We start from the raw sequence: 19,481 nt of genomic DNA, 5'->3' as shown, positions 1-19,481 counted from the left end.
CGAATATCATGACTAAAACGCGTTTACTCGATAGCCTAGTGGCCGATAAGGATTTTATCGCGCGCCACAATGGTCCCGATACCAATCAGCAAAATGCGATGCTGGCGGCGATTAATGCCACCAGCCTTGAGCACTTAATTGAAGAAACTGTCCCTGCTGACATTCGCTTGCCAAAACCGCTAAACCTGAGTGCGCCCAAAAGCGAAACCCAGATGCTGGCCGAACTTAGCAACATTGCCGCGCAAAACACCATTAAGCGCAGCCTGATCGGCCAAGGCTACTACCACACGCATACTCCCCCCCCTATTTTACGCAATGTGTTGGAAAACCCGGGCTGGTACACGGCTTATACCCCCTATCAGCCCGAGATCTCGCAAGGCCGATTAGAATCATTGCTGAACTTCCAGCAAATGGTGATGGACTTAACGGGGATGGATTTGGCCAACGCATCGCTGCTCGACGAAGCCACCGCAGCCGCGGAAGCCATGACCCTGTGTAAGCGCGGCGGCAAGCACAAAGGCAACGCCTTTTTCGTTGCCAGTGATGTGCACCCACAAACCTTGGATGTGATTAAAACGCGCGCCAACTTCCTCGGCTATGACATCATTGTTGATGACACCGACACGCTGAATAAGTACGACGTATTTGGCGCCCTGCTCCAGTATCCTGGCACCACCGGTGAAGTACGCGATCTCAGCGCACTTATTGCAGACGCACAAAGCAAGAAGACGCTAGTCGCAGTCGCCACCGATCTACTTTCACTCACCTTGCTCAAAGCACCGGGTGAAATGGGCGCGGATGTGGTGATTGGCTCAGCACAACGCTTTGGTGTACCTATGGGTTACGGTGGCCCACACGCCGCCTTTATGGCCACGCGTGACAAGCTCAAGCGCACCATGCCAGGCCGTGTGATTGGCGTATCGGTCGATAGCAAAGGCAACCAAGCCCTGCGCATGGCGATGCAAACGCGCGAGCAACATATTCGCCGTGAAAAAGCGACCTCCAATATTTGTACCGCCCAAGCCTTGCTCGCCAACATGGCTGCTTTTTATGCGGTATATCACGGTCCAGAAGGCTTAAAGAAAATTGCCCGCCGTGTGCATCATCTCACCGCGTTGTTCGCCAAATCGGTACAAGCGGCGGGATTGAGCCTTACTCACGACAGCTTCTTTGATACCGTCACGCTCAACACAGGCGAGCAAACCGATGCCTTGTACCAACAAGCGCAAGATGCCGGTTTTAATCTGCGTAAATTGGATGGCCAGCTCGGCGTGAGCTTTGATGAAGCGAGCACGCTGGCAGAAGTCAATCAACTGCTTACCGCGCTTACCGGTCAAGGCAATGCGGAAGCCTTGGCGAGCGACATTGAAGCCGATGAATTTGCCGCGATCCCTGCCGCATGCCGCCGAAGCAGTGAATACCTGACGCACCCCGTCTTTAACCGCTATCACAGTGAAACCAAGCTGATGCGCTATATGAAGGCGTTGGAAAACAAAGACTTCTCCCTTACCCACGGCATGATCCCGCTGGGCAGCTGTACCATGAAGCTAAACGCCGCGGCCGAGATGATCCCTGTCACTTGGCCAGAGTTTGGCGCCCTGCACCCGTTTGTGCCATTGGAGCAAGCCAAAGGCTATCAAACACTGGGCAAATCACTGCGTGACATGCTGTGTGAAATCACCGGCTACGACGAGATCTCCATGCAGCCGAACTCAGGCGCGCAAGGGGAGTATGCGGGCTTAATCGCGATTCAGCGCTACCATGAAAGCCGTGGCGACAGTCACCGCAACGTGTGCTTGATCCCAAGCTCCGCGCACGGCACCAATCCTGCCTCCGCGGCCATGGTCTCAATGAAAGTGGTTGTCGTTGGCTGTGATAACGACGGCAACATCGACATTGATGATCTGAAAGCCAAGATCGATAAACACCGCGATGCGCTCTCATGCATTATGATCACCTACCCATCGACACATGGTGTGTATGAAGAAACCGTGCAACAAGTGTGCGAGCTGGTGCACGAAGCAGGCGGCCAAGTTTACTTGGATGGCGCCAACATGAATGCGCAAGTGGGGCTGACCACACCGGGCTACATTGGCTCAGACGTCTCGCACCTCAACCTGCACAAAACCTTCTGTATTCCCCACGGTGGCGGCGGCCCGGGCATGGGGCCGATTGGCGTGAAATCGCACCTTGCGCCTTTCCTTCCCGGCCATGTCGAGCAAGGCGACGAATTTGCCGTCTCGGCTGCACCTATGGGTAGCGCCTCGATTCTTCCTATTTCATGGGCGTACATCGCCATGATGGGTGAACAAGGCCTGACGCGCGCGACCGAGTTGGCGATTCTCGGTGCCAACTATGTGATGGAGCGTTTGCGTCCCTACTACCCCGTGCTTTATCGCGGCAAAAACGGACGCATTGCACACGAATGTATTATCGACATTCGTCCGCTCAAAGAGGCATCCGGCATCAGCGAAGAAGACATCGCCAAACGCTTGATGGATTATGGCTTCCACGCACCGACCATGTCGTTCCCGGTCGCGGGCACCCTGATGGTTGAGCCGACCGAAAGTGAAAGCCAAGAAGAGTTGGATCGCTTCTGTGATGCCATGATTGCCATCCGCGAGGAAATTGCCAAGGTGCAAGACGGTGAGTGGACGCTGGAAGACAACCCATTGGTCAATGCGCCTCACACCCAAGCAGATCTAATGGCAGACGAGTGGTCTCACGCCTATTCCCGTGAGTTGGCTTGCTTCCCATCTGCCCATAACAAGGCAAGCAAATACTGGCCATCAGTCAACCGTGTCGATAACGTCTACGGTGACCGCAACCTGATTTGCTCTTGCCCTAGCATTGAAAGTTATATGGATGAGTAATCCACTCCGTTAACGGAAACAGTGATGTTAAAGGCGAGCCGCTCGGTTCGCCTTTTTTATGAATGGCTTTCTCTGGGCAAACGCTGACATAAGCGTATGAACTTTTAAATGTCGCTGACATATGCTTGACAGATTGTTCTGCTGACATCGCTACATTCTGTGCCATCTGAACAAGCAGTTTTAAGGCACACTATGAAACCTATCGCTCTCGGTCTCCTACTCACACTGGGTCTCACTACTCAAGCGGTGGCGAAAGAAAAAACCAATATCTCGGCGGGTCTTGCCGTCGACCAACAACTGAGCGCAGTCCTAGAAGTCGACGATCAATACCGTTTTACCCTCGGCAATGGCGGCACCGCATTTGATTACCTTTTTCAACACGGCATTTTTGATAATCCCGATATCCCGGTTGATTGGTATGTGGGCGCCGGTGGCTGGGCCGAGTGGGACGACGACTATGGCGTGCGTTTACCGATAGGATTAGATTGGGAAATCAACAAGCAGATCACTGCCTACGGCCAGGTCCATCCAGAGCTTAACTTCCACGGCGGCCCAGAGTTGCAACTTGGTGGCGCACTAGGTGTAACCTACTCATTCTAGTTAGTGTAGGCTCTACCCATAGGTTTTATTGGGCACCTGTTTATCTCGGGTACCCACTTTTAGCCACTAAACAGCAGTCGCTATCATCCAGCCCCTCTTTTCACCGTAATGAAGCATGTCAGTTATCAACAAAGGACACGACATGCTTTCATTTTTAAAGCCGAATCCGGTTAAAAAGCTTAAAAAGCAGTACGACGCTAAGCAACAGCAAGCCTTTCAGGCGCAGCGCAACGGCGATATCCGTGGCTATTCACTGCTTACCGAAGAAGCGGAAAAGATAGACCAACAAATTAAAGCCTTGGAAAACAACGCTTAAAGGTGTGATGACTGGCTAAATTGCCGTTTTACCAAGCGTTGATACAGAGGGCAGCGTGCCAGCAAGTCGGTATGGCTGCCTACATCCACCAGCTTACCTTGATCCATCACCACAATGCGGTCAGCGTGCTGAATGGTCGATAAGCGGTGGGCGATAATCAGGGTAGTGCGGTCCCGCATTAAAGCCGCCAAGCCTTGCTGCACCGCATGCTCACTTTCACTATCAAGGGCACTGGTAGCTTCATCGAGCAATAAGATCCGTGGGTCTTTAAGAATCGCGCGGGCAATCGCAATTCGCTGTCGTTGGCCGCCCGAAAGCCGCACGCCTCGCTCACCTAGAAAGCTGTGATAACCATCGGGTAATTGCTGAATAAAGGCATCGGCGTGCGCTTGCATGGCCGCCTCTTTCACCGCTTGCTCACTGGCATCTGGCCTGCCGTAGCGGATGTTACCTATCACATCATCGCTAAACAGGGCGGGTTGTTGTGGTACCAGAGCCATTTGTTGGCGCAACGCTTGCGGGGACAAGCTGCGGATATCTTTTCCGCCCAGCATAATCGCACCTGATTGCGGATCGTAGAAGCGTTGCAATAGCTCAAACACGGTGGTTTTCCCCGCCCCCGACGGGCCCACTAACGCCACGACTTCACCAGGCTGAATAGCAAGGTTCAGCGTATCAATCGCCGGCTGATGGGGCCGCGTAGGATAATGAAAGTGCACCGCTTCAAAGCGAATATCATTGCTCAGTGATTGGGCATCGGCAATCGGTGAGGTAGCGGGAGTACGAATATGGCTTTGCACGTGTAAAAGCTCCACCAAGCGCTCTGTTGCGCCTGCCGCGCGCTGCAACTCCCCCATCACTTCCGACAAGGTGGCCATGGAAGAGGCAACCATGATGGCGAAAAATACAAAGGCGCCCAAATCGCCTGCTGACATGGTGCCTTGAATCACATCGCGACCGCCGACCCATAACATCCCTGTAATCGCGCTGAACACAATCACGATCACCCCGGAAATAAGAATGGCTCTTTGTTTCACGCGCTCGCGTCCGATGAGATAGGCACGCTCCACTTCTTGCCCAAATGCAGCTTTGGCGTGATCCTCTACCGCGAAGCTTTGCACGGTTTTAATATTGGTGATGGCTTCACCGGCATAGCTGCCTACATCCGCCATCGAATCTTGGCTTTGCCGCGACAACACACGCACGCGACGGCCATAGATAAGTATTGGCACCAAAATAAAAGGCACGGAGGCCAGCACAATTAAGGTCAGTTTAATATTGGTGGCAAACAGCATGATGATAGCGCCCACACACAGTAACGCACTGCGCATCGCCATGGAAAAAGAGGAGCCGATGATGTTTTGCAGTAAGCTGGTATCTGTGGTGATCCGCGACATAATTTCGCCGCTGCCGTGGGTTTCAAAATAACTCGGATGCAGACCAATCACATGATCAAATACCGCTTGGCGAATATCGGCACTGACCCGTTCACCCACCGATGACACCAGATAGAACCGGAAAAAGGTGCCGATCGCGATTAATACCGTGATCAGCAAAATAAACTGTACCGCATTGCCCAACTCAACCAATGATTGCTGTGCAAAGCCTTGGTCGATCAAAAGTCGAACGCCGTGTCCGACGGAGAGTGTTAATGATGCGGTAAAAATCAAAGCCAGCAATGCCGCGCTCACTTGCCAACGGTAAGGGCGGATAAACGCAATAAGCTCCCACAATATAGTCAGGTTTTTACTGTTGCGATTCACGGCAGATTGTTTCGATGAGGTATCCGTTGCGGTTTGATTTGCCATCACTTCACTCGTGCTAGGTTTGCATATTCAAGGCACGTTACGCTTTAACGGTCTACGCTTAGGCTAACATGATTATACGTCTAGTGCTGTGACAATCAGGAACATAAACCATGAAAAACTTAAGTGTTGTAAAAAAGATATGGCTCAGCTTTACCGCCGTTTTTATCGTTTTTGCGTCGGTCGCCCTGGTCTTTATGATGGGTTTATCAACCTTAACTAATGACATTAAACAACTGTCAGATAAAAGTTTACCTTCAGTGGAAATATTGAAAGGGATTCAGGTGGATGTCACCAAGGTTCGTAAAGATGAGTTTTCGTTACTCCCAAACAGTGATCACCCTCAATTACCACAATGGCTTGACACACTTGATCAATGGCGCGCCGATGTGCAAGCAGGCATTAAGGCTTATGAAGCCTTAGAGTTAACGTCGGAAGAGCGCCAGTTATTTACGACGTTTAAGAAAACTTGGCGTCAGTATATTCAAGAAACACAGTCATACAACCGCTTACTTAAAAGCGGAGATAGCGATGAAGCCAATCAGATCGTGTTAGCCAGTTTTGACACATACGTCAGTGCATTAGACGACCTGAATCAGGCTCTAAAACTGAATGATAAGCGAGTAAGTGAAATAATCGAAAACGCAAACCAAGAGGCTCATATCGCTCAAATCAACTCAGCAATTGGTACCTTGGTGATTGTGTTGGTCATCTTAGCGTCGACCCTGATACTTTCTCGCTCTATCTCTCGCCCCATTGACAAAGCGCTGGCATTTGCTTCGAGTATTGCTAAAGGCCAGCTCAACAATAACATTGATAAGAACGATTTATCTAAAGACGAGCTTGGCACGTTGCTTAAGGAGCTGGTCACCATGCAAAGTAATTTGCACGAGCTGGTATCAGAAATTAGTGACTCGACGATTCAATTGACGGCCGCCGTTGAAGAGGTAAGCGCGATTTCATCTCAAAATGCGTCAGGTATGCAAAACCAGCAGCAAGAGCTTGGATCGGTGGCGTCTGCCATGACAGAAATGCAAGCTGCCGTCAGTGAAGTGGCGCAGAATACCGAAGAAGGCGCAACATCAGCGCACTCGGCAGCAGAGATCGCGAAAAAAGGGTGTGGGTCATTAGCCGATGCGATTAGCATTATTGAACGCGTATCTGGATTGATGCAAGACTCAGAAACATTAACAGAGCAACTGAAATCTAGCTCAGAGGATATTAATGTCGTGGTTGATGTGATTCGTGGTATTGCTGAGCAAACTAACTTACTGGCTTTGAATGCGGCGATAGAAGCAGCCCGTGCCGGTGAGCAAGGCCGAGGGTTCGCCGTGGTAGCCGATGAGGTTCGCTCACTGGCACAGCGCACTCAAGAATCGACCGAGCAAATTGTTAATACCATCGAGACACTGCAAATAAACACGACTAAGGTCCGCGAATCCAGCCATGAATGCCAAACAGGCATTACGCAATGTGTAGAAACGGTGAGCAATACCGGCGAACAAATGCGAGAAATTGAAGTCTCTGTCGATGATATCGCGCAACGCAGTACCCAAATAGCGACCGCCTGCAGTGAGCAAAGCTCTGTCTCAAACGAGCTTAACCGCAGCGTTGAGAACATTAATAGCGCCTCAACGGAAATGGCCGAGGGGGCAACGCAAACAGCGATTGCCTGTGACCAAATCAGCAATCTTGCGCATAACTTAAAAACGCGCATGGAAACATTTAAGCTTTAGTTTATTGCCTCATCCGGTTTATTACGCTCGGGGCTGAAACCAGCGTAAAGCGCGTGCTTGATTCTGATTCAGCGAGTGACTCTGGCCTGCTGGTCGATTTGCGCCACAGGCCTAATGCTATGTACACTGCGCGCCTCTTGTTAATATTTGAGGCCGTATGCTGACTCTATCCAACAAAGTAGCGATTCCCGACATTGAAATTGAGCTCACGGCAATCCGCGCCGCAGGGAAAGGCGGGCAAAACGTCAACAAAGTATCGAGCGCCATTCATCTACGCTTTGATATCCAAGCCTCGTCACTGCCTGATGCCTACAAAGCACGCTTAATGACGCTGTCCGATTCACGCATCTCCAAAGACGGCGTCGTGGTGATAAAAGCGCAAAACTATCGCACCCAAGAGCTAAACCGAGAAGACGCACTAGAGCGATTGCAGGCGCTTATCAAAGGCGCAATGGTAGAGCAGAAAAAACGCAAGCCAACTCGGCCAACCAAAGCGTCACAACGTCGCCGCGTGGATGCTAAAAAACGTAAGAGCCAAACCAAAGCCCTGCGAGGCAAAGTGGCTCCTTAACAGTTTCACGCCACCACTTTATTCCGACCACTCGCTTTAGCCGCATACAAATTCTCATCCGCTTGGCGACTGATTTCTTGAGCACATTTTGACGCCTCGCTTTGCGTGACCCCGATACTGACCGTAACAGGAATAGACCGTTGCTGATAAACAACCGGGGTTTTCGCAATACGCTTGCGGATTCGCTCTGCCACCGCTAGCGCATCATGATGAGAAACACCTTCTAAAAGAAGACAAAACTCCTCGCCCCCTTGCCGGAATACGTTGTTACTCCCCACGACCTCGACCATGGTGTTCACCACCGATTGCAACACGACATCGCCGCCATCGTGGCCATGTTCATCATTAACCGTTTTAAAATGATCAAGATCCAGCACCAAAAGATGAAACTCGGCCTGCTGATCTTGTAATGCTTGATAACGATGCTTCAACGCGAGGCGGTTATTAGTTCCGGTTAGCGGGTCACACGTCGCCAGTTTACTCAGTTTGTTTTCCGCCAGTACGCGATTAATCTCATAGGCATGCGAGACAACGGCAATGGTGACGTAACTAAACGAAAAGTTAAGCATCATGGTTATCATGTCGAAATACTGCTCGGTATCAAACTGAAAAGCGATATTAACCATTTGGATGAGAAATAAAGACACGGTAGCCAAAAACCCCGCTTTATGCCCTAACAGTAGGTAATAAATAATAGGGAACACTAACGTCCAGAAGAACGTGCCAGTGTCCGTTGGCTTCAAAACCGTTCCCGCTATCACCAATATCGTCAGACTGACCGACATAATGTATTTGTGGCCATTAAAAAAGGTCGTGTTAGAGGTTTGTCGATATACGTGCCAAGAGTAAAGCGCGTAAAGCATCACAAATGACGCATAGATATAGCTTTGACTAACAAGAATATTACCGATCGCCACCAAGACTGCTAAACCACCCACACCCAGGCTTAATCCTTTAAGCACTTTGGTGCGCAACTCAGAACTGCTATTGAGCTCACTCATTTCCACTATCCATTCTCTTTGGCCCAATTTTTATGACATAACCTATGTTAGCCTTGTTCGTATACCATGTTAAGAATAAAGGTGTCAGTGAATATGTGTACACGCATATTTAATAATCTAAATCCACAATATCTTATCACTGCGCGCAATATGGACTGGTTTTGGCCCATTAATACCTATTTCTATCGTTTCCCAACAGGTATGAAAAGTCGAGGACTGGACGCGAAGTCTGCTAGCCAGCTCGGTATTCGTAAGCAGCAGGTACTACAATGGCGCTCGGAATACGCAAGTCTCGTCACTGTCATGGGTAGTGACAAGCAAGGTTATGCTGCCGTGGACGGCCTCAACGAAGCCGGATTAGCCGTGAATGGCCTATATGACTCAGATGTCAGTTACGGGCCGGCAACCGGAGACGGACAATTTTTGAGTGCTAACCGCTGGGTGCAGTTTGTATTGGATTGTTTTGCCAACGTTCATCAAGTGATTCAGTTTTTTACCTCAAACACGATCACCATCGTTTCAGAACGCTTACCTGATACATCGGACACTGACTCTCATTTGCATCTATCACTTTCCGATGCCGATGGAAATGCCGGAGTTATCGAAGTGCGAGACGGCGTTTTTCAACTCTATGAAAGCCATGACGATACTGTTGTCACCAACCAACCCGACTATAATACGCAACAAACGCTGAAGGCTTACTGGACTTACACGTGGGGGCTTGATCCTAACAATCCTATTGCTCACCCGGTTTATTCAGCACCTGGCGGCAACAGTGCTACGCAACGTTTTGAGCGAGCCAGCTATTACTTAACCTTTAGCCAGCCCGCGCAAAACCGGCGTGAAGCGGTTTATCAAGCACGTTCGCTCGTAGCTACGTGCTCTGTTCCTGTTAATTTTAACCCTTATCACACAGAAAAAGCGTCTTACACCATTTGGACCAATGTGGCTGATCATCGTCAGCACGTTTATTACCTTGCCAACACCTTGACCATGGATAGCGTATGGATACACTTTTCACCGGACCACCAAGACTGTCAGCGACTGCAACTCCAAAAAGAAAAATCGACAGAGTCCGTCTGCCCGGTTCAATCGGGTGATGTGAGTTGCTATCTGACCAAATGTGAAAATCCATTCGTCTAACACTAATACGGAGCAAACGCCGTCAAACTCTTGTCTAGCGGCTTTGTTCCCATCCCCGATAATACCTCATCCCTTTTTGCTTGCTTATCCGACATGGGATTGCTCTAATGTTACAAGTAACATTTTCAGCTAGTGCATTGAGATGAAAGACAAAAGAAATCGCGCTACTTTACAAGATATTGCCGATCGCGTTGGGATGACCAAAATGACAGTCTCGCGCTATATGCGCAATCCTGAGTCAGTCGCCCCTGCGACACGCGACAAGATTGCGGCGGTGATTGAAGAGTTGGGGTACATTCAAAATCGCGTCCCTGCGATGCTATCTAAATCATCGAGCAAAGCCATTGGAATTGTGCTTCCTTCATTGTCTAACCAAGTCTTTGCGCATTTAGTCCAGGGCATTGAACGCGTGACTAAGGCACATGGCTACGACATTTTGATTACGCACGCCGGCTATAGCGAGCAGGCAGAGGAAGAGAAAATTGCCTCTTTGCTCTCTTATCAAGTGGATGGCTTGATCCTCACTGAAACTAACCACACCCCACGTACGTTACAAATGTTAAAAACCGCCGCTGTTCCTGTGGTAGAAACCATGGAGCTTCCAGAAACGCCGATTGATATGGCCGTTGGGCTTGATCATGAGCAAGCCGCTTATGATGCGGTTCAAGCCATGATCAATAAAGGGAAAACGCAGATCGTGTACTTGGCGGCTCGGTTAGATACCCGTACTCAGCTGCGGCAACAAGGGTACGAACGCGCGATGATACAGGCAGGACTCACCCCTCGCTGTGTTGCCACCGAAGAGCATTCTTCATTTAGCTTGGGCGAAACCTTACTTAACCAAACCTTGGCTCAGTATCCCAACTGTGACGGGCTGTTTTGTACCAATGATGACCTCGCCGTCGGTGCGTTACTTGCCTGTAAACAGCAGGACATTGAGGTACCTAAAACGCTTAGCATTGTCGGCTACAATGCGTTGGATATTGGCACTGTGGTCAGCCCAAGACTCACCAGTGTCGCGACGCCCCGAGAGTTAATCGGTGAGCGCAGCGCGACACTTTTGATTCAAGCATTAAGCGGTGAAACTATCACCGAAAAAGTGCATGCTATCCCACACACCATCACAGACGGTGGCAGCTTGTAACCATCACGGTTGACCGAGCAATCACGGAAATAGATACGTCGCTCCTTCATCAGCGCGAGACACCTGCTGACGCGCCGCAGCAAACAAATCACGTCCCCAGGTTGTAGCAGCTTGAGGCGTATTAGCTACATATCGTTGAGATAAGTCAGCATGGCAGGTCAATACGCCAGTATTCGCGTCCAATGTGATCAGATCGCCGTCTTGCACACCCGCCAATGCACCGCCATGCATGGCTTCCGGGCAGACATGCAAGGCCGCAGGGACTTTTCCTGACGCGCCGGATAACCGGCCATCTGTCACCAATGCGACCTGATAACCCATTTTTTGCACATTGCCAAGAATCGGCATGAGCTTATGCAGCTCTGGCATGCCATTCGCGGCGGGGCCATTAAAACGCACCACCACAATCACATCTTGGTTGAGCTCACCACGCTGATAAGCCTGCTCGACTTGGTGCTGACAATCAAACACCCGCGCGGGCGCACAAACAACACGGTGCGCAGGATCCACGGCAGAGACTTTGATCACTGCATTACCCATATTGCCAGACAGCATGAGCAAACCACTGGTTGCACTGAAGTGTGAACCGGGCTGGGCGATGACCGCTGTATCGGTTGATGGGGTGGCAGTTTCCCAAACAAGCTGCCCCTTATCTAATCGTGGTGTGGTCAGCTGGTCGCTAAACTGGCCGATAGCAGGCACAGTGTCCGTATGCAGTAACCCAAGCGAATGCAGATGCGCCATCAGCGTGGGCACGCCCCCTGCCGCCTCAAAGGCATTAATATCAGCGGGTCCATTGGGGTAGACCCGAGCCAGTAAGGGCACAACATGAGAAAGCGCATCCATATCTTCCCAGGTTAGGATGATGCCAGCGGCACGCGCCATCGCCACCAAGTGAATCGTATGGTTGGTGCTGCCGCCCGAGGCCAACAACGCGACCACACCGTTTACCACGCTTTTTTCGGTCACCACATCGGCGAGTGGTCGGTAATTCGCACTTCCCGCACATTGGGAAGCTAACGCTGTTGCAGCATAGCGAGTCAGCGCTTGGCGTAATGATGAGTTGGGGGCAACAAACGCCGCACCAGGAAGAATCAATCCCATGGCTTCAAGCACCAGTTGGTTGGTGTTGGCCGTGCCATAGAAGGTACAGGTTCCCGAGCTATGATAAGCTTGGCATTCCATGGTCAATAAAGCTTCTTTGCCAAGATTGCCTGCCGCATAGGCTTGGCGCACCGCGACTTTTTCTTCGTTACTTGTCCCCGAGGCCATTGGGCCGGAGGGTACAAATAAGGTCGGTAAATGGGCGTAGGCCAGCGCGCCCATCAATTGTCCCGGTGCAATTTTATCGCATACACCAAGCAATAATGTTGCGTCATACACATTGTGACTGAGCGATATCGCAGTCGCCTGTGCAATCACATCACGTGAAAACAAGGACATTTCCATTCCCGGCTGCCCCTGTGTGACACCATCACACATCGCGGGCACACAGCCTGCGACTTGCGCCGTGTGGCCCAAAGGTTGAAGCGCCGCTTTGATCTGATCAGGGTAGTCAGCATAGGGCGCGTGCGCGCTCAGCATATCGTTATAGGCGCTGATAATCGCCACATTGGCGGTGGTCATATCCAGCATGTGTTGTTTATCTTGTTGACACGACGCCGCCACGGCGTGAGCCATGTTGCCGCAAGATAGGGTGGTGCGCGCTTTTCCTGTATCAGCTTGCTGTTGAGTCTGACGCAAAAACGCGGTGCGCGTCGGTTGGCTGCGCTGGCGTAACGCCTCTGTCACGGCCATTAAAGTCGGGTGTGTCATTTCCGATCCTCCATGGCTGCTAAGGCGTGCACGGCACGCGTCACCACAGTATCGATGTCTGCATCAATGGCAACGCGGACAACATCAGGCTCATCGTCACCCGGCGCCTCCAACGTCGCAAACTGGCTATCCAGCATATGGGTTTTCATAAAATGCCCTTTGCGCGCTCTGAGTCTTGCGAGGATCAGCGCATAATCGCCGTCGAGAAACAAAAAAGTGACGTTCTGATTGCCCTCACGAATGAGATCGCGATAACGACGCTTCAAGGCAGAGCATACAATCACCCCATATTCTTGTTTGTGTTCGAGACTAAAAGCAGCGTCACGGATCCGGCATAGCCATGGCGTGCGGTCATCATCATCAAGCGGCTGCCCACTTGCCATTTTCTCGATATTTYCCCGTGGATGCAGGTCATCACCATCGATGAATTTGGCCTTCAAGCGCGCTGCCAATTTCACGCCTAAGGTGCTTTTTCCCGAGCCACTGACGCCCATCACAATCACACTGCCAATTGCCATACCGACTCCTTAGCGAGATTTTAACCAGATCTCATTTTTGATAACGCATTCAATAATTGTCTTTATCTTAGTGTGGTTACCGGTAACATGTTACCGGTAACTATGAGATTTGTGAAGTTTGACACAAACATCCTGGTCGGAAGAGGTGAGCCATGGAACTACTCGCACAAAGCCCTGAACCCACTACCCTACTCTTGATAGCATTGGGCGCTATCGCACTGTTATTACTCCTAATAATGAAGCTGAAGGTGCATGCATTTGCATCACTCACATTGGTCAGCTTAATCACGGCTTTGGCCACGGGGATCCCTACCGATAAGGTAGTACCGGCCATGATGACAGGGTTTGGCGGCACCCTGGCGTCGGTCGCCTTGCTCGTTGGGCTCGGCGCCATGATTGGTAAAATTCTCGAAGTCACCGGTGGCGCGAATGTATTGGCCGATACGCTGATCGACCGCTTTGGCGAAGCCCGTGCTCCGTTTGCATTGGGTATCGCTTCTCTACTATTTGGCTTTCCGATCTTCTTTGATGCGGGGCTGATTGTGATGATGCCCATTATGTTTAGTGTCGCGAAACGTTTAGGTGGCTCACCGATAAAGTATGCCCTACCCGTCGCGGGTGCATTTGCGGTTATGCATACCTTCGTTCCGCCACATCCCGGTCCGGTTGCTGCCTCAGATTTACTCGGCGCAGATATGGGTCTGCTCTTGGTTGTTGGGCTACTGGTTTCGCTACCCACTTGGTATCTAGGCGGTTATTTATTTGTTTTGTATGCCGGTAAAAAATTCAATATTCCCCTTGCGAAGGCGTTTTTAAATACAGAAGTGATGTTTAAAAACAAAAAGGACCATCCCGCCTTTTCGACGGTGCTGATGATCTTACTCCTACCTGTCATGCTAATTTTCCTTGATACTGGCCTGAACGCGCTGAGCGTGGCGGGTATAGTCAACGGGGAGAGTGCTTGGGTCGGCTTTTTGCGTATGCTGGGTAAAACACCGGTTGCACTGCTCATCACGCTGTTAACTTGCTTGTTAGTCTTCGGCCAAAAGCTTGGCAAAAGTAAAATGGAGAAGCTGTGCTCCGACTCATTGGCACCGATTTGTGCGGTGATTTTGGTGACCGGTGCAGGTGGTATGTTTGGAGGCGTACTTCGTGCTAGCGGCATTGGGGAAGCACTCGCCAACATGCTGTCAGATACAGGGATGCCGATAATATTGGCCGCGTTTGTGATTGCCACCTGCTTGCGCGTTGCACAAGGCTCCGCCACCGTCGCGCTGACCACTACGGCCGCGCTGATTGCGCCCACGGTGTCGCACACTGTCGGCTTATCTCAACTCGATTTATGCTTTATTGTCATCGCGATTGCCGGTGGAGCTACCGTTTTATCGCATTTCAACGACTCGGGCTTTTGGTTGGTGTCGCGCCTGCTCGAAATGGATGAAAAAACCACACTTAAAACTTGGACTGTGATGGAAACCCTGCTCGGAACCATCGCGTTTGTTATCGTAGCGCTGTTAAGCGTTTTACTGTAAGGGATCTTCATGACTGAACTGAATAAACGCCTCAAGGCGATACGCATCGTGCCGGTAATTGCGATTAATCATGCGGACGATGCCGTGCCGCTCGCCAAAACCCTGGTCGATAATGGCTTACCGTGCGCCGAAATCACCTTTCGTACCGACGCGGCTGCCAGTGCTATCCGCCAAATGCGCGATGCCTATCCCGATCTACTGATTGGGGCCGGAACAGTACTGACGCTTGCACAAGTCGACGCCGCGATAGATGCAGGGGCGGATTTTATTGTTAGCCCTGGGCTTAACCCCACTACAGTAAAACATTGCCAGCAACGTGGAATTGCCATCGTCCCTGGGATCAACAACCCGAGTTTGGTCGAGCAAGCCATGGAACTTGGTCTTGATACGTTGAAGTTTTTCCCCGCGGAAGCGTCGGGAGGCATTGCAATGTTAAAAGCACTCTCTGCGGTATATCCCGTCAGCTTTATGCCAACCGGCGGCGTGAGTGAAGAAAACGTGAGCGATTATCTCGCGTTGCCCTCGGTACTCGCATGCGGCGGCACTTGGATGGTGCCCGCCAAGTTGATTGATGAGCAAAAGTGGGATGAGATCGCGGCACTGATTAAGGCGCTGTGATAGCTCTCGCATCCGTTAAGAAAAGAGCGACCCCACTTATTGCAGATAATGGGGTCGCTCGCACGCCTACCGCCTGTGCTTGCAACCTCGGCACATAGCCGATACCTTTTCCCGCCTGTTCATAAACAGACACTTGGTTAAAAGTAGGGGAAAGACGGTATGTTGGCACAGGCACTTAAGCAAATTTTTGGGTTTTCGTCATTTCGTGCGGGACAAGAAGCAGTGATCTCGCAGGTGATGCAAGGTGAATCCGCCTGTGCGATCTTTCCCACAGGTGCAGGTAAATCATTGTGCTATCAATTGCCGGCCACACAGCTGCCCCACTTAACATTGGTGATTTCGCCTTTGCTGGCATTAATGCATGATCAACTTGCATTTATGACCCGCAAAGGCATCCCTGCGGCCACCATCGATTCAACGCAGACACCCGAACAAACCAAACAAGTGATGGATCAAGTCCGTCGCGGCGACATCAAGGTACTGATGATTTCAGTCGAGCGTTTGAATAACGAACGTTTTCGCCAGTTTATCACTCCTATCCCGATCTCGTTATTGGTGGTAGATGAAGCGCATTGTATCTCTGAATGGGGACACAATTTTCGTCCCGATTACCTCAAACTCCCCGCCTACCGAGAGCAGTTGAATATTCCACAGGTGTTGCTTCTCACCGCGACTGCGACGCCGGCTGTGGTTGAGGACATGCAGCGAAAGTTTGCCATCCCGACAAACAACACCACGTTAACCGGCTTTTATCGTCCTAACCTGCATCTAAATGTGGTCGCTGTGGAAGAGACGCATAAGCGGCAAGCGCTGGTTGAGCAGTTAAAGCATGACCCCAATTTGCCGACCGTCATTTATGTCACCCAGCAGCAAACGGCGGAGAGTGTGGCCGAGTGGCTACAAACCCAGCATATCCCCGCGACCGCTTATCATGCTGGCATGAATCACGAGACGCGTGTATCAATACAAGAGGCATTTATGTCGGGCCGTGCGCCGTGTATTGTCGCGACCATCGCCTTTGGGATGGGCGTCGATAAGGCGGACATCCGGCGTGTCATCCATTTTGACTTGCCTAAATCAATCGAAAACTACAGCCAAGAAATTGGCCGCGCCGGAAGAGACGGAGAAAACGCAACGTGCACGGTGCTCGCCAACCAATCGAGTCTGAATGTGCTGGAAAATTTTATCTACGGCGATACGCCAGACAAAATGGCGATTCAGGGGTTACTAGAAGAAGTACAACAGGCAGGTCAACAATGGGAAGTCATGCTCCATAGTCTTTCACGGACATATAATATTCGGCTCTTACCGCTTAAAACCTTGCTCGTTTATTTAGAAATGGCCGGCGTGATCACCAGCCAATACAGTTACTTTGCCGATGTAAAATTCCAATGTGTGGAGTCACCCGCCGCCATTACGGCCAAATTCCATGGTGAGCGACGCGAATTTGTTGCCCAGCTATTTGCATGCGCGATCAAAGCAAAAACCTGGTACAAGATGGATTTCCAACAACTGTGGCAACGCTTTGGAGCAGAAAGAAAGCGCGCGTTAACTGCATTGGAGTACTTTCACGAACAAGGTTGGTTATCACTTGCCACCCAACAAGCCACACAAGTGTTTGGCGTGAACACCCACGAGATTGATATTCACGATCAAGCTGAGACGCTGTATGCCCTTTTTGCCAAAAAAGAGCAGAGCGAGCTTGCCCGCATCAACCAATTACTGACCTTGTTATCTTCTTCAACCTGTATTAGTCAGCGCCTTGCCGACTATTTTGGTGATCATGCGGCACCAACCACCTGTGGTCATTGCTCGGTATGCCAAGGCGAGATCGCCCATTTACCTCCGCGCCCAGAATTACCGGCGATCGATGCGCAAGCGTTGTCCTCATGGTGTCAGCACTTTGCCGCCGCTTGCGATGAAACGCCAACTTCGGCGGCGACGACGCGCTTTTTACTCGGTCTATCTTCGCCGCTCCATACCAAAATTAAGGCAAAGGCCATACCTGGGTTTGGCGCCCTTGCGTCTTATCCGTATCAAACGGTCAAAGAAAGCTTGGTCTCGGAGTGGGGGCCAATCACTGAGCAATAGGCTAGTTTTCCATCAGCCGCCATGCCATCTCTCTGCTAACGCATGCCACAGTGAAGCTCGAAACGCTGTGGCCGCATCATCCTACAATTATGCAGTAAAAATGAGATTTATCGCCAAAGAGGCGTTTTATTCATATACTGACAGTAACGACATGAGTCATTGGTTTTCTTCCGTTTTGGTTTATGACCAAATCCAAAGGTTGTCTATGCTGGATTGTAGTGCGTTACCTCTATTTGTTCGTCAAATGATTATACTGGTATGGGTCGCACTGCTAGCAATGAGCTCTGCTGTCCACGCTGAACAAAGTCAGCAGCCAGAATCACAAAAACCAGTATTAACAGTAGCCAACTCACATGCTTGGCGGCCTTTTTCCTATCTGGATGAACAGCGAAGACCCAAGGGAATATTAGTAGATTTTTGGAAGGAATTTGGCAAACGTAATGGCTATAAAATCAAATTCCTGCTGACCGATTGGCAAGGTTCGATTGACTTAGTACGCTCTGGGGAGGCAGACATTCACGCTGGCCTTCTACAATCGCCAGAGCGGCTTAAGTTTATGGATTTCGGGACACCGCTTTTCGCCATCGATACCCAGGTGTTTTTCAGTCAATCCATGATGGGCACGTCTGCTGACTTTGTCCTTTCTGGTGAGACCGAACATAAGATTGGCGTGGTACAAGGCGGGTACGAAGAAGAGTTTATGAGCGCTAACTTTCCAGACGTAGCATTACAGCTTTTCCCGAATAACCAAGCCATGCTTGATGCCGCATTATCTGAAAAAATCCAAGCATTTGTGGCCGATCTGCAAGTGGCAAATTATCACCTTTATACCACCACCAATCAAAATCTCTTTATTCCTGTTCGTCATCTTTACACCGAAACCCTTTATGCAGGGTTTGCCAAAGGCAATACGGCTTTGCTCAATCAAGTAAGTAATAAATTTAACTGGCTGGATGATGATACCAAACGCCAACTCCTCAACCGTTGGGTTTACTATGACGTTGAGACCGTTTATCCCGCTTACCTGTTTCCCACACTGATCACTTTCGGCGTCTTGATCGTGGTCAGTTATATTTTGCTGCTTAAACGTAATGTTCGCCAAAAAACGCACGCGCTACAAATCGCCAATGCCCAGCTTCAAGAACAAGCCGTCACTGACTCGTTGACACAGCTACATAACCGACGCTTTTTTTATCAGTGTTTAAAAGACAAACAAGGAGAGCCAAAAAACATGGCACTGATGGTCTTTGACATTGATGATTTCAAAGCCTTTAACGACGTATTTGGTCACGCGCATGGTGACGAGGTGATCTGTTTTGTCGCGGAAACAGCCAAAAGTCTTCTTCCCAATGATGCGATACTTGCACGTATTGGCGGTGAGGAGTTTGGGGTTCTTCATCCCTTTTCCAGTGCTGAACGAGCGCTATCACAAGCGCGACTCTTGTGCGATGAAATTGCCCGACAAAGCCTTGCGCGCTTTAATCATCCCACGCCTGTGACGATCAGCCTAGGCGTGGCCTATTATCCTGATGGGCTCAGCGATAGCGAGATCCCCGCAGCAGATAAAGCTATGTATCAGGCCAAAAAGCAAGGCAAGCACTGCGCCGTACTCAATGTTATTTAGCCGCAAAACTGGCTCTGATTCGCCGTTACAACGGTTGTCCACATACGGTGAGATAACGCAGCACGCAATGAGTAAAAGGCGGCCACCTGTTTGT

At 50.5% G+C, this 19,481-nt stretch carries 15 protein-coding genes; 11 read left to right on the top strand and 4 right to left on the bottom strand.

Annotated elements, in window-relative coordinates:
- The first annotated feature begins 8 nt into the window (after positions 1-8).
- From gcvP to BZJ18_RS17025, 3 genes are all read left to right on the top strand, one after another.
- Complete coding sequence (gene gcvP / locus BZJ18_RS00825; protein WP_077454957.1) at positions 9-2,873, top strand: aminomethyl-transferring glycine dehydrogenase; 2,865 nt, start codon at positions 9-11, stop codon at positions 2,871-2,873.
- 192 nt (positions 2,874-3,065) lie between these two features.
- Complete coding sequence (locus BZJ18_RS00820) at positions 3,066-3,473, top strand: hypothetical protein (RefSeq protein WP_077454956.1); 408 nt, start codon at positions 3,066-3,068, stop codon at positions 3,471-3,473.
- Positions 3,474-3,615: 142 nt separating this feature from the next.
- On the top strand, positions 3,616-3,789 hold the full coding sequence (locus tag BZJ18_RS17025; RefSeq protein WP_108743092.1) for a DUF6435 family protein: 174 nt from the start codon (positions 3,616-3,618) through the stop codon (positions 3,787-3,789).
- Here the strand turns inward: BZJ18_RS17025 and BZJ18_RS00815 are convergent.
- Positions 3,786-5,597: an ABC transporter transmembrane domain-containing protein gene (locus BZJ18_RS00815; RefSeq protein WP_077454955.1), complete on the bottom strand. Its 1,812-nt coding sequence runs from the start codon at positions 5,595-5,597 to the stop codon at positions 3,786-3,788. The two genes, BZJ18_RS17025 and BZJ18_RS00815, sit on opposite strands and share 4 nt — an antisense overlap.
- Positions 5,598-5,707: 110 nt before the next feature.
- Between BZJ18_RS00815 and BZJ18_RS00810 the strand changes: the two genes are divergently transcribed.
- Positions 5,708-7,330: a methyl-accepting chemotaxis protein gene (locus BZJ18_RS00810; RefSeq protein ID WP_077454954.1), complete on the top strand. Its 1,623-nt coding sequence runs from the start codon at positions 5,708-5,710 to the stop codon at positions 7,328-7,330.
- A 157-nt stretch (positions 7,331-7,487) separates the two neighbouring features.
- Positions 7,488-7,901, top strand: a complete 414-nt coding sequence (gene arfB / locus BZJ18_RS00805) for an alternative ribosome rescue aminoacyl-tRNA hydrolase ArfB (RefSeq protein ID WP_077454953.1) — start codon at positions 7,488-7,490, stop codon at positions 7,899-7,901.
- 5 nt (positions 7,902-7,906) lie between these two features.
- On the opposite strand, the gene BZJ18_RS00800 is transcribed toward arfB, so the two are convergent.
- Positions 7,907-8,902, bottom strand: coding sequence for a GGDEF domain-containing protein (locus tag BZJ18_RS00800; protein ID WP_241824890.1), 996 nt, complete (start codon positions 8,900-8,902; stop codon positions 7,907-7,909).
- 66 nt (positions 8,903-8,968) lie between these two features.
- On the opposite strand from BZJ18_RS00800, the gene BZJ18_RS00795 reads away from it, so the two are divergent.
- Both BZJ18_RS00795 and BZJ18_RS00790 read left to right on the top strand, forming a co-directional pair.
- Complete coding sequence (locus tag BZJ18_RS00795) at positions 8,969-10,045, top strand: linear amide C-N hydrolase (protein ID WP_274532553.1); 1,077 nt, start codon at positions 8,969-8,971, stop codon at positions 10,043-10,045.
- Between the two features lie 142 nt (positions 10,046-10,187).
- Positions 10,188-11,189, top strand: coding sequence for a substrate-binding domain-containing protein (locus tag BZJ18_RS00790; protein ID WP_077454950.1), 1,002 nt, complete (start codon positions 10,188-10,190; stop codon positions 11,187-11,189).
- Positions 11,190-11,210: 21 nt separating this feature from the next.
- Here the strand turns inward: BZJ18_RS00790 and edd are convergent, their stop codons facing one another.
- Both edd and BZJ18_RS00780 read right to left on the bottom strand, forming a co-directional pair.
- Positions 11,211-13,004, bottom strand: a complete 1,794-nt coding sequence (edd, locus tag BZJ18_RS00785) for a phosphogluconate dehydratase (protein WP_077454949.1) — start codon at positions 13,002-13,004, stop codon at positions 11,211-11,213.
- A complete protein-coding gene (locus tag BZJ18_RS00780; protein WP_077454948.1) occupies positions 13,001-13,522 on the bottom strand; it encodes a gluconokinase in 522 nt (173 codons plus the stop codon). The genes edd and BZJ18_RS00780 overlap by 4 nt, the downstream gene beginning before the upstream one ends.
- A 152-nt stretch (positions 13,523-13,674) precedes the next feature.
- On the opposite strand from BZJ18_RS00780, the gene BZJ18_RS00775 reads away from it, so the two are divergent.
- The 4 genes from BZJ18_RS00775 (at position 13,675) to BZJ18_RS00760 (ending at position 19,387) form a co-directional block, all read left to right on the top strand.
- Positions 13,675-15,054 (top strand): GntP family permease, encoded by a 1,380-nt coding sequence (locus BZJ18_RS00775; protein WP_077454947.1) that lies wholly within the window; start codon positions 13,675-13,677, stop codon positions 15,052-15,054.
- Between the two features lie 9 nt (positions 15,055-15,063).
- Positions 15,064-15,672: a bifunctional 4-hydroxy-2-oxoglutarate aldolase/2-dehydro-3-deoxy-phosphogluconate aldolase gene (locus BZJ18_RS00770; RefSeq protein ID WP_077454946.1), complete on the top strand. Its 609-nt coding sequence runs from the start codon at positions 15,064-15,066 to the stop codon at positions 15,670-15,672.
- Positions 15,673-15,831: 159 nt separating this feature from the next.
- A complete protein-coding gene (locus BZJ18_RS00765; protein WP_077454945.1) occupies positions 15,832-17,763 on the top strand; it encodes a RecQ family ATP-dependent DNA helicase in 1,932 nt (643 codons plus the stop codon).
- A gap of 205 nt (positions 17,764-17,968) precedes the next feature.
- Positions 17,969-19,387: a transporter substrate-binding domain-containing diguanylate cyclase gene (locus BZJ18_RS00760; protein ID WP_198532153.1), complete on the top strand. Its 1,419-nt coding sequence runs from the start codon at positions 17,969-17,971 to the stop codon at positions 19,385-19,387.
- Positions 19,388-19,481 lie beyond the last annotated feature (94 nt).

The organism is Salinivibrio sp. IB872 (genome assembly GCF_001995345.1).
In the GTDB taxonomy this organism is placed as follows: domain Bacteria; phylum Pseudomonadota; class Gammaproteobacteria; order Enterobacterales; family Vibrionaceae; genus Salinivibrio; species Salinivibrio proteolyticus.
This window is presented reverse-complemented; position numbering and strand designations above follow the sequence as displayed.